Origin of the sequence: Ornithinimicrobium cavernae (genome assembly GCF_003121625.1) — a bacterium.
GTDB lineage: Bacteria > Actinomycetota > Actinomycetes > Actinomycetales > Dermatophilaceae > Ornithinicoccus > Ornithinicoccus cavernae.
Genome location: NZ_QDDJ01000019.1, coordinates 101,642 through 112,582, shown reverse-complemented (window position 1 = coordinate 112,582; position 10,941 = coordinate 101,642). Strand labels below are relative to the sequence as shown.

General features: G+C 70.9%; 13 protein-coding genes. 3 read left to right on the top strand and 10 right to left on the bottom strand.

What is annotated here, in order from left to right; translation table 11 throughout:
• Positions 1 to 164: 164 nt before the first annotated feature.
• Positions 165 to 1,661, bottom strand: a complete 1,497-nt coding sequence (locus tag DA085_RS19350) for a UDP-N-acetylmuramoyl-L-alanyl-D-glutamate--2,6-diaminopimelate ligase (protein WP_109474627.1) — start codon at positions 1,659 to 1,661, stop codon at positions 165 to 167.
• Between the two features lie 138 nt (positions 1,662 to 1,799).
• On the opposite strand from DA085_RS19350, the gene DA085_RS19345 reads away from it, so the two are divergent.
• Entirely contained in the window at positions 1,800 to 2,375 is a 576-nt protein-coding gene (locus DA085_RS19345) for a DUF4262 domain-containing protein (RefSeq protein WP_109474626.1), read from the top strand.
• Between the two features lie 216 nt (positions 2,376 to 2,591).
• A complete protein-coding gene (locus tag DA085_RS19340; protein ID WP_202619328.1) occupies positions 2,592 to 3,557 on the top strand; it encodes a peptidoglycan DD-metalloendopeptidase family protein in 966 nt (321 codons plus the stop codon).
• Positions 3,558 to 3,599: 42 nt separating this feature from the next.
• Here the strand turns inward: DA085_RS19340 and DA085_RS19335 are convergent, their stop codons facing one another.
• The 4 genes from DA085_RS19335 to DA085_RS19320 form a co-directional block, all read right to left on the bottom strand.
• Complete coding sequence (locus DA085_RS19335) at positions 3,600 to 4,343, bottom strand: HAAS signaling domain-containing protein (RefSeq protein WP_109474625.1); 744 nt, start codon at positions 4,341 to 4,343, stop codon at positions 3,600 to 3,602.
• A complete protein-coding gene (locus tag DA085_RS19330; protein ID WP_109474624.1) occupies positions 4,340 to 4,687 on the bottom strand; it encodes a PadR family transcriptional regulator in 348 nt (115 codons plus the stop codon). Before DA085_RS19330 ends, DA085_RS19335 begins: the two co-directional genes overlap by 4 nt.
• A gap of 60 nt (positions 4,688 to 4,747) precedes the next feature.
• Positions 4,748 to 5,149 carry a VOC family protein gene (locus DA085_RS19325; protein WP_237565620.1) on the bottom strand — a complete coding sequence of 134 codons (402 nt, stop codon included), beginning with the start codon at positions 5,147 to 5,149 and terminating at the stop codon, positions 4,748 to 4,750.
• Positions 5,150 to 5,224: 75 nt separating this feature from the next.
• Positions 5,225 to 5,407, bottom strand: coding sequence for a hypothetical protein (locus DA085_RS19320; RefSeq protein WP_109474623.1), 183 nt, complete (start codon positions 5,405 to 5,407; stop codon positions 5,225 to 5,227).
• Between the two features lie 129 nt (positions 5,408 to 5,536).
• Between DA085_RS19320 and DA085_RS19315 the strand changes: the two genes are divergently transcribed.
• On the top strand, positions 5,537 to 6,289 hold the full coding sequence (locus DA085_RS19315; protein WP_237565619.1) for a class I SAM-dependent DNA methyltransferase: 753 nt from the start codon (positions 5,537 to 5,539) through the stop codon (positions 6,287 to 6,289).
• Between the two features lie 87 nt (positions 6,290 to 6,376).
• Here DA085_RS19315 and DA085_RS19310 read toward each other — a convergent pair whose 3' ends face one another.
• The 5 genes from DA085_RS19310 to DA085_RS19290 are packed head-to-tail and all read right to left on the bottom strand — an operon-like array spanning position 6,377 to position 10,931.
• Positions 6,377 to 7,183 carry an amino acid ABC transporter ATP-binding protein gene (locus DA085_RS19310; RefSeq protein WP_109474621.1) on the bottom strand — a complete coding sequence of 269 codons (807 nt, stop codon included), beginning with the start codon at positions 7,181 to 7,183 and terminating at the stop codon, positions 6,377 to 6,379.
• Positions 7,180 to 8,142, bottom strand: coding sequence for an amino acid ABC transporter permease (locus DA085_RS19305; protein ID WP_237565618.1), 963 nt, complete (start codon positions 8,140 to 8,142; stop codon positions 7,180 to 7,182). The genes DA085_RS19310 and DA085_RS19305 overlap by 4 nt, the downstream gene beginning before the upstream one ends.
• A gap of 2 nt (positions 8,143 to 8,144) precedes the next feature.
• Entirely contained in the window at positions 8,145 to 9,110 is a 966-nt protein-coding gene (locus tag DA085_RS19300) for an ABC transporter substrate-binding protein (protein WP_109474620.1), read from the bottom strand.
• Positions 9,111 to 9,132: 22 nt separating this feature from the next.
• Positions 9,133 to 9,957 carry a carbon-nitrogen hydrolase family protein gene (locus tag DA085_RS19295; protein ID WP_202619327.1) on the bottom strand — a complete coding sequence of 275 codons (825 nt, stop codon included), beginning with the start codon at positions 9,955 to 9,957 and terminating at the stop codon, positions 9,133 to 9,135.
• Positions 9,954 to 10,931: an ABC transporter substrate-binding protein gene (locus tag DA085_RS19290; RefSeq protein WP_109474619.1), complete on the bottom strand. Its 978-nt coding sequence runs from the start codon at positions 10,929 to 10,931 to the stop codon at positions 9,954 to 9,956. The genes DA085_RS19295 and DA085_RS19290 overlap by 4 nt, the downstream gene beginning before the upstream one ends.
• Positions 10,932 to 10,941: the final 10 nt, after the last annotated feature.

Sequence of the window (10,941 nt, the reverse complement as noted above, 5' to 3'; positions counted from 1 at the left end):
GGCGACCCAGCGGCATACCCCCGCTCGTCCGCCACCCCCGCCTGCCGATCCATACCTCGAACATACATACGACCACCGACAGAGCGCTGACCAGCACGTTTGTCGGAACGGCCACTGAGCGCGGGCGGCTCAGCAGTAGCCCTCAGGCAGTCCCGCCAGCGGGGTCAGGGCCGCGGTTCGGCACGACCGGCGCCGGGCGCCTCGCGTCGCAGCGCAGCCCGCGCCTCCCCCATCTCGTCCCACGGGATCGTCTCGGTGTCCCGCTCGAGCGTCTCCTCCGGGCCCTTGCCCGCAAGGACGACGGTGTCGTCGGGGCCGGCCGCGCCCACGGCATACGCGATGGCCTCCCGGCGGTCACCGATCGCGACGTAGTTGTCCCGTCCGGCCTCGCGCGCGCCGCGCTCCATCTCGTCGAGGATCTCTTGCAGGGGCGTGTCCCGGTGGTCCTCCTCGGTGAACACCGCGACATCCGCGAGGGTGGTCGCCGTCGCGCCGAGGGGCGCCCTCTTGGAGGGGTCGCGGGGGCCACCGGCGGACCCCAGCACGACCCAGAGCCGTCCGGCGGTGGTGACCCGCACCGTCGTCAGCGCCTTCTCCAGGCTCGGCGGCGTGTGCGCGAAGTCCACGATCACCCGCGGCGCCCCGGCGGTGCGCTCCACCATCTCCATCCGGCCCGGCACCCCGCCGAACGTCGCCAGGCCGGCCACGAGGGTCGGCACGTCGACGCCGAGCGAGTGCACACCGGCCAGCGCGGCCAGCGCGTTGGCGACGTTGAACCGGCCGATCATCGGCAGCACCGCGTCGAACTCGCCCTCGGGCGAGTGGACGGCAAACCGCAGGTCGTCCGGCCCCTCCACCACACCGGTCGCCCGCCAGTCGGCGTCGGTCCCCTCGGCCGAGTATGCCGTGTGGCTGGGGGCCATGGGCCGCAGCCGCTCGGTCCACGGGTCGTCGGCGTTGAGCACGGCGTGCCGCGCCCGCTGCACCAGCTTGGCCTTGTCGGCGAAGTAGCCCTCCATGGACCCGTGGAAGTCGAGGTGCTCCCCGGTGAGGTTGGTCCAGACGGCCACGTCGAAGTCGACCGCACGCACCCGGTCCAGGGCCAGGGCGTGGCTGGAGGCCTCGACCACCACGTCCTCCGCCCCTGCGGCCAGCTGGTCGGCGAGGATCTGCTGCACCTGGGGCGCCTCGGGAGTGGTGAAGTGGGCCGGCGGCTGGCGCAGCACCCCGTCCGGCAGCTCGTAGCCGATCGTGGACAGCAGGCCCGTGGCCCGGCCCGCCTCGCGGAGCAGGTGACGGGCCAGGCAGGAGGTCGTGGTCTTGCCGTCGGTGCCGGTGACACCGAGCACCTTCAGCGACCGGCTCGGGTGGCCGGCCAGCTCCGCCGCGGCGTCGGCGAGCGCGGCCCGCGCCCCCGGCACCACGACATACGGCACGGGACAGTCGACGCCCTCCGGCAGCCCTTCCCCCAGGACCGCCACGGCACCTCGCCGGAGCGCCTCGGGGATGAAGGTGTGGCCGTCGACCCGTGTGCCGCGGATGGCCACGAACGCGTCCCCGGGCCTCGCCCAGTCCGCCTGGTGGGTGACGCCCGTGACCTCGACCGCCGGGTCGCCGTCGAGGGTCAGGTCGAGCGCGGCCGCGAGGTCACCCAGTCTCATGGCGCCACCCTAAGACGTGGTGGGCACCAGACGGTCCACGCGCCGGTGGCGGGACTGTGGATAACCGCGTCGCGGTGTCGGATCGCGGCCCTAGCGTCCTGGACAGAGCGCGCACCGGGTGCGCACGGGGAGGACGACATGGACGACTCAGCAGCACTGAAGGCCTTCGAGGACCGCCAGCGGAGCCTGATGACAGAACACATCCGCACCTACGGGGTGCATCTGACGTACGTCTTCGGCGGTGAGGAGGCCGACTGCGACTGTTGCCGCGTGCTCGGCGACGCGGCCCCCGACGTGGGGGACCCGGTCGCCGAACAGCTCGGCGGACCCGAGGGACTCCCGCAGCGGCTCGGTCAGCCGTTCTGCTACACGACGGGCCTCTACGGCGTCGGCCACCCCGAGCTCGTGGTCCTGGGCCTGCCACAGGACGTCTCGATGGCGCTGCTCAACACGGCAGCGCACCAGGTCACCGGCCACCACCAGGACCTCGTGCCCGGCCAGCTGGTCCCCCACCTGTCCCTGGCGGTCCTGGTCGAGGAGATCCCCAACCCGGGCATGGTGGTCTTCGAGGCCAACAACTACTACCGCCGACCGTTCCTGGAGTCGGTGCCGGCCTATCAGCTCACGTGGGCGGATCCTCAGGGCAGGTTCCCGTGGGACGAAGGACACGAAGGACCCTGGGCCCAGCCGCGACCGGGCACCTACCGCGCCTAGGAGAGGGGTCCCTTCCTGGCTGGGATCCCGTCCGGATCCGTTCCGGCAGACCGCGACACGGCTGACAAGGCAACGCCGTGAACCACGGGTCAACGTCTGGTCTGCACTGGCCTAAATCTTCGTCCGTGCCCTGGCTGGCCGAGTCGGTTCACTGGCAGGCTCGGGCCGACGGGCTCGCCGCCTGGTGGCCCGCACTGTCACTGGAGGGGATCCACCATGAACCACATCACCACACCACAGGACCCGGCGCGGGACGAGGGGCTCTCTCGGCGCACCGTCCTGATGGCACTCGCCGGCGGGGTCGCCCTGACCGGCGCCACCACCGCGTGGGGCCCGGGACTGCCGGCCGCCAGCGCCGCGACCCTGCGCAACGGCCGCTGGTGCAACCCGGCCAGGGGGAGGTTGTCGTCCGCCTACGGGTGGCGCACCCTCAACGGGAAGACGACCTGGCACGCGGGGTGGGACATCGCCAACTCCACCGGGACGGCGGTGTATGCCGCGGCGGCCGGCACCGTGGTCCGGCGCGGCTGGAATGTCGTCACGGGGCGCACCGGCAACGGCCTGGTCGTCTCCCACGGGGGTGGCGTCTACAGCTACTACGGCCACCTCAACACCTTCCGGGTCTCCAACGGGGCCTCGGTCTCGGCGGGCCAGCGGATCGCCGACATGGGCGCGACCGGCAACGTCACGGGACCGCACCTGCACTTCGAGGTGCAGATCGGGTCCATCGGTGATGACGTCAACCCGCGCACCCATCTGACCAACCGGGGCGCCGTGATCGGCGGCGGCTGGCCGACGCTGGACCCGGAGGCACGCGGCCAGCGGGTGAAGGCGATGCAGTACCTGCTGCGCCAGCGCGGCCGGTCGATCACGGTCGACGGCTACCACGGCCCGAAGTCGACGGCCACACTGGCGGCCTGGCAGAAGGCTGTCGGGCTGGTCGGGGACGGGCAGGCAGGCCCCAAGACCTGGCCCGTCCTGGACTACGTGCTGCGCAAGGGTCATGGTGGCGACCACGTGCGGGCACTGCAGACGGTGCTCAACAAGCACGGTGCCGGGCTGTCGGTGGACGGCGCGTTCGGCAGTGTCACGGACTCCGCTGTCCGGACCTATCAGTCCGTCAACCGCCTGGTGATCGACGGCGAGGCCGGCGGCGTGACCTGGCAGGCGCTCACGTCCTGAGGCGCCGACCCACCGGCGGGCGGGTCGAGCCCGTCGGTGGGTCTACGCGTCCGCCGGGAGACTCTGGCCGTCGAGCCGGCGCCGCGCGGCAGAGGTGAGGCGCGCGAGCAGCCAGCCACCGCCGAGCACGACGAGGGCGATGGTGGTCCAGGAGGCGGCCACCAGGCCGATGGGTCCGCCGAGCGCCCAGCCGAGCGTGGGGAGGGCGGCCAGCAGGAGCACGGTCACGGGCAGGAACAGCAGGTGGGCGGCCTTCTGCGGTCCGACCCACAAGCGGGAGCTGCCGACGAAGAGGGCCACGGCGATCCACAGGGGCAGCGCCATCACAGCCCCCGTGACCGCGCCGACGAGCGCCCCGCCGCCGTAGCTATTGGTCGTCACCACCTCTGCCCCGTCAGAGGTCGACGTGGCCTCGACCATGAAGGCCGCCGTGCCGCCCACCGTCAGCAGCACGATGACAACGGCGAGCACCTGGAGGACGGCGACCGTCACCGGCACCCAGCCCCGGTCGGCGATCGGCCGCCTCACTGGAGGTGAGGGGTGAGGTGAGCGGACGGCATACTGCCCGGACTCGTAGGCCTCGCGGGCCACGAGATCTGGTGGCCCCAGCTCCGCGAGGACGGACTGCACGTCGGTCTCGGCGCCGGGACGCTCGGCCAGCGCGGCGTCGATGTGCTCACGCACGCCCGCCAGGACCTCGGCGCGGTCCTCGGGGGGCAGGTCGGCCAACATGCGGGCGAGGTCGTCAAGATACGTGGACACGAGGCGGTGCTGGGTGCTGTTCATGAGGTTGCTCCCTCGCTGAGGACGGTGTCGACGGCATCACGGAATGATGGCCAGGTGCGGTGGAACGCCTCGAGGGCGGCGGCCCCCGAGCCGGTGAGGGCGTAGTAGCGGCGGGGGGGCCCGCTGGTGGACTCCTGCCAGGTCGTGTCGACGAGACCGGCCTTGCGGAGGCGGGACAGGAGCGGATAGAGGGTGCCCTCGCTGGTCATGAGCACGCCGTCACGGGTGAGGTGGCGGGCGATGTCGAAACCGTAGGTGGGCCCGTCGCGGAGCATGGCCAGGACGCAGTACTCCAACGCACCCCGCCTGAGGTGGGTGAGGATCGCACTGTCGCTAGGTACCATGCGTCACAAGGTAGCGCTTAGATGACGATGCCACAAGAGGGTGTGCCGACCGTTCTCGTCCTACCTGTCCAGCGCAGGGCCCTCAGGAGGCGGCGCGTGGAACACTGCCTCCACGTTGTTTCCGTCGGGATCGCGCACGAACGCGCCGAAATAACCCGGGTGGTACTCCGGGAACAGCCTGGGCGCGTGCAGCTCCTCGGCGCCCAGGCTCAGGGCAGCCTGGTGGAAGGCACGGACCTGCTCCTGGCTGTCCGCCCTGAAGGCGATGTGCACCTCGCGGTTGGGCCCGTCCGCGGCGCCGTTGCTGATCCAGAAGCTGGGAAACCGGTCGCCGTAGCCCATGGCGACGCCGTGGTCCATCATGCGGCGCAGCCCCAGGGTGGCGAGCACCGTGTCGTAGAACGTCGCGCTCGCCGTGAGGTCCGCGCAGTTGATGCCGAAATGGTCGATCACAGGTCGCATGCCGCGTCCTCCTCGGGTCGGTGACGGCCAACCGGTCGTCGTTCGCGAGTCAAGCACCGCCCGCCGACAGCCCCCTCAGCCGCGACCAGGGGTCTCGTCGTCGCGGCCCAGCATGCCGACGCTCACCCAGGAGACCGCGACCACGATGGCGCCGACCACGGCGTAGGTGGTGCGGACGTCGTCGCCGACCACGGCGAAGAGCCCCCCATAGATGATGGTGATCACGAGCGCGATGTATGACAGCTTCTTGCGTTCCATGGGCGCCATCCTGACTGGTGCCGTGCCTGCTCACCCGTGACTGGCCGCCCGTGTGCGGCAGGACAGATGTCACGGCCGACCGGAGTTAACCCGTCGACAGCACACCACGGGTCTGACAGCGTGGCACGCGTGCGTGACCTCTTCGACGCCAGCCAGGACGAGCTGTGGGACGCCGCCGCCGCGGCCCGCTACGACACCCCGGGCAGCGGCATGTTCGCCCCCGAGGTGCTCGGTCCGACGATCGACACCCTCGCCCGCCTGGCCGGGGACGGAGCCGCCCTGGAGTTCGCCGTCGGGACCGGACGGGTCGGCATACCACTGTCCGAGCGGGGCGTGCCGGTGACCGGCGTCGAGCTCTCGCGGCCGATGATCGCCCGCCTCCGGGAGAAGGTCGGCGAGCAGACCCTCCCCGTCGTCCACGGCGACATGGCCACGACCCGGGTGCCGGGCGAGTTCACCCTCGTCTACCTGGTCTTCAACACGATCGCGAACCTGCTCACCCAGGCCACGCAGGTCGAGTGCTTCCGCAACGCGGCTCGGCACCTGCGCCCCGGCGGTCGCTTCGTGATCGAGCTGTGGGTGCCCGAGCTGCAGGCCCTGCCACCCGGTCGAGCGGCGACCGTGTCCGCCGTGACCGAGGGCTACCTGGGGCTGGACAGCTACGACGTGCTGCGCCAGCGGGTCGTCTCCCACCACGTCCGGTTCGGGGACGGGCCGGAGGCCCGGATCGGTCGCACGCCGCACCGCTACATCTGGCCGGCCGAGCTGGACCTGATGGGCCAGCTGGCCGGCTTCGAGCTGGAGAGCCGCTCGGCGGACTGGGACGGTGTCGAGTTCACCGCGGAGTCCCGCTCGCACGTCTCGGTCTACCGGTTGGCCTGAGGGTCCGTATGCCGTGCGGCCGGCTACGGCGACCCGTCGACCTGACCCGTGGGCACCGGTCGGCACCCACGGGTCACGTCGGTCGGCTCAGAGGAAGCGGGCGAGGAACGCCTTGGTGCGCTCGTGCTGCGGGTTGTCGAGCACCTGGGCCGGGGGGCCCTGCTCGACGATGACGCCCTTGTCCATGAAGACCACCCGGTCGGCCGCCTCGCGGGCAAAGCTGATCTCGTGCGTCACCACGGCCATGGTCAGGCCCTCGTTGGCGAGGTCCCGCATGGTGGCCAGCACCTCACCGACCAGCTCCGGGTCCAGGGCCGAGGTGGGCTCGTCGAACAGCATGAGCTGGGGCTGCATCGCCAGCGCCCGGGCGATCGCCACGCGCTGCTGCTGCCCGCCGGAGAGCTGGCGCGGGTAGGACTTCTCCCGCCCGGACAGTCCCACGCGCTCGAGCAGCGACTGCGCCGTCCGGATGGCCTCCGCCCGGTTCTGTCCGCGCACGCCGACGGGGCCCTCGATGATGTTCTGGAGCACGTTCAGGTGCGGGAACAGGTTGAAGTGCTGGAACACCATGCCGATGTCGGCCCGGCGACGGGCCAGCTCGGCGGGCGCCAGCTCGTGCAGCCGGCCCTTGCGGACCTCGTAGCCCACGTCCCGTCCACCCACCTGGATGCGCCCGGCGTCGAGCGTCTCCAGGAGGTTGATGCACCGCAGGAACGTCGACTTGCCCGAGCCCGAGGGCCCGAGGATGACCACGGTCTCGCCCTTGGCGATCTGCAGGTCGATGCCCTGGAGCACCTCGAGGTGCCCGAAGCTCTTGTGCACGCCCCGAGCGTCCAGGACGGGGCCGGAGCCGGCCGCTCCGGCGGACCGGTCGAGCGTGGTTGCCGAGGTCATGCGGTCACCCCTTCGGTCACCGCGGGAGGCGTCGGCCTGCCCTTCGGACGGATCCGGAGGAAGTCCCAGAAGCTCGTCCTCTGGTGACGGTCGCCACGGCTGTAGTGGTTCTCGATCCGGGACTGGACCACGTACAGGATCGAGGTGATGATCAGGTACCAGACGCAGGCGACGATGAGCATCGGGATGGTCTCGAAGGTCCGGTTGTAGATCGCCTGCACGGTGTAGAGCAGGTCGGCCAGGGCGATGACACTCACCAGCGCCGTCGCCTTGACCATGCTGATGACCTGGTTGCCCGTCGGCGGCACGATGAACCGCATCGCTTGCGGCAGCACGATCCGGCGCATGATGCGACGGTCCGTCATGCCGATCGCGGCGCCCGCCTCACGCTGCCCGTGGTCCACCGAGAGCAGGCCACCACGGACGATTTCGGCCATGTAGGCGCCCTCGTTGAGCCCGAGGCCCAGGATCGCGGCCAGCATCGGCGTGATGAGGGTGTTGGTCTCGAAGACCACGAACTCCGGCCCGAACGGGATGCCGAGGGAGATCTCGGGCATCAGCGCGGACAGGTTGTAGAAGAAGATCAGCTGCACCAGCGTGGGCGTGCCGCGGAAGAACCAGATGTAGGCGTTCGCGGTCGAGCTCAGCAGGGGGTTCGCCGAGAGCCGGCACACGGCGAGGAGGACCCCGAGGACGATGCCGATCACCATCGCGATGACGGTGAGCAGCAGGGTGACGCCGAGTCCCTTCATGATCGACTCTGCCGTCAACCAGGCGAAGACGACGTCCCACTCGAAGTTCTCGTTGGTGATCAGCATGTTCACCAACATCGCGAGCAGCACCAGCACGACGCCCGCGCCGATCCAGCGCCAGGGGTGGGGCCGGCGGCTGGCGTCCTTGACGTCCAGCTCGGGCGGGTCCTGGGTCACCGCCTGCTGGCTACCTGTGGTGGCCGTCACGGTCACTGCCCCAGGTTGATTCCGGGCGTGTCGAGCGTGTTGCCCTCGAGGCCCCACTTGGTCATGATCGCGTCGTAGGTGCCGTTGGCGTGCAGCTCCTCGAACGCGGCCAGCAGGACGTCCGCGGTCGGCGAGTCCTTGGGGACGACGGCGCCCTGGAAGAGGTCGTCGAAGCCGTTGGCCTCACCGGTGCCGGCGAGCTCCAGCTCACCGTCGGACTGCTGCACGAAGTAGGTCAGCGGGGCCTGGGAGGAGAAGAAGGCGTCGGCGCGACCGGACTGCACGGCGAGGATCGAGGAGGGCTGGTCCTTGTAGGACTGGACCTCCACGGGCTCCTCACCGTTCTCCTCGCAGGTCACGGACTGCTCCTTGATGGTGCGCTCGGCCGAGCCCGCGGCCTGGACGGCGATGCGGGTGCCGCAGGTGGAGGCGATGTCCTCGATCTCGGCCGGGTTCCCGGCGGGGACGGCGAAGACGACGTACTCCTGGACGTAGTCGACGAAGGTGGCCTGCTCCTGGCGCTCGGGGAAGTCGCCGATCGGGCCGAGGTCGAGGTCGTAACGACCACCGTCCATGCCCTGCAGCACGCTGGCCAGGCCGTCGATGGTGGTGTGCTCGATCGTGATGTCGAGCATCTGCTCCAGCGCGGTGGCGAGGTCGGCGGTGGCGCCGGTGACCTCGTTGTCGCCCTGGACGATCGTGTAGGGAGGGAAGGAGCCGGTGTTGACCGACACCATGGTGCCGCTCTCCTGGACGTCCTCCGGCAGCTGCGAGCGCAGGTCCTCGTTGAGCTCCTGGGTGGGGATCTCGACCTCGGCTGCGGCCGAGGCGGTGGAGCTGTCGGTGTCGGCGCCGGTGGAGCCGCCCCCGGCGCCGCCGGTCGACGGCTCGGGGTCGGAGGTGCAGGCCGCGAGGACCAGGGCGGGGACAGCCAGGAGGCTCAGGGCGGCGGTGCGGGTGCGGGACATAGCGGGTTCCTTTCGGGGCGCGTCAGGACGCGGGGACGACAGTGAGGGCGCGAGGCGTGGCCTCGACGTTGAACCGGTAGTTCTGGAGGACGGGCAGGCGACGGCGGGCGTCGTCGAGCCGGTCCCTGGTCAGCGTGGCGGTGATCGAGCCCGGGGCCTCGGTGCCCTGGGCCAGGGCGACGCCGAGGGGGTCGACGATGAGGCTCTGCCCGATGTTCGCCTCGCCGCACTCGCCGCTGGCGACCAGGTATGCCGTGTTGTCCAGGGCGCGGGCGGTCACCAGGGTGCGCCAGTGGTGCTCCTTGAGTGGACCCTTCACCCAGGCGGCGGGCAGGACGAGGACGTCGGCACCGTTGAGGGTCAGGATCCGGGCCAGCTCGGGGAAGCGGACGTCGTAGCAGGTCATCAGGCCGACCTGGAAGCCGTTGACCTCGACCAGCGGCGGGATGTCCTCGGCCGCGGTGACGTTGTCGGACTCGAGGGCGTTGAAGGCGTCGTAGAGGTGCAGCTTGCGGTAGACCTCGATGACCCTGCCGCCACGCAGGACGACCAGGGTGTTGAAGGGCCGCTCGGTGGCGGACCGCTCGTGGATGCCGACGACGACGGTGACCTGCTTGCCCTCGGTCAGTGCCGCTGCGCCGGTGACGAACGGGCCGTCGAGCGGCTGGGCGAGCTCGCGGATCCGCTCCTTCTGGTCGATGAACCGCGCCATGACACCCTCGGGCAGGACGAGGAGGTCGACGCCGTCGACCTCGGCCTGGTCGATGATCGGGCCGATCGTGGCGAGGTTCTCCTGCCAGTCGATGCTGGCGGCGAACTGGCTGGCACGCACGTTCAGGGTGCTCACGCGACATACTCCTTGCTCGTGGACGGGGCCACCTGGTGGGGGAAGAGCTCGTGGTCCGGCACCGGTGCCGGGAGCAGGTCCTGGGTGACCAGGGCCTGCTGGAAGTCGGCGACCATCGGTTGGTCACCGGGCCACCCGTAGGGCAGCCAGTCGGTCCCGAACGTGCGCGCGGTGCGGGCCTGCTCGCGGTCGTGCCACGGGAAGGCGTCCTGCAGCTTGTCGCGCAGCCGGGCGTTGTGCTGCTTCGCCTCCTCGAAGGCGTCGACCAGTCCCTGGGCGAGCGCCGGCTGACGGTCCAGCAGCGCGGTCCGTACGGCGATCAGGTGCATGCCGGGGAGGTAGCCACGCTCACGGTAGTACGCCTCCTCCGCCGACTGGGAGTCGCGGTGCAGGGTCCGCAGTCCCGACCGGGTGTAGAAGCCGGGTGGCATGAAGGGGGTCATGATCGCGTCGAGGTGACCGCGTTCGAGGGCGTGGGTGAGCCCGTCGCCGGCCTCCAGCTCGTGCACGTTGCCCGCGAGCTCGACGCCACCACTGCGGTCGAACTGTGGCGCGTCCGGGGTGAGCGGGCCGAGGAACCACTCGATCCCTCCGAGGTCCACCCCCTCGCGGGTGAGCAGCTCACGGGTCCACGTGTTGCCGCTGTCGGGCCAGCCGGTCAGCCCGATCCGGCGGCCCGCCAGGTCGGCCGCGCTCTCGAGCGGGCTGCTCTCGGGCACCAGGATGCAGCGCTGGCGGAACCCACGCATGACGAAGATCGGCAGGCCGGTGACGCTGTCGTCGCCCGCCGAGCGGGCGCGGACGTACTGGCTCAGGGAGGTCTCGGCGACATCGAGGTCGGGCTCGTCCCAGATCCGCGGGGTGGTCGCCAGGGCGTGGTAGTCGACGGCGTGTCCGGCGACCGTCACCCCGGCGCCCAGGGCTGTGACGTGCGCCCAGGGGCGCGCGCCGACACGGAGAGGTTTCAGGGCCATGCTGCGAGAC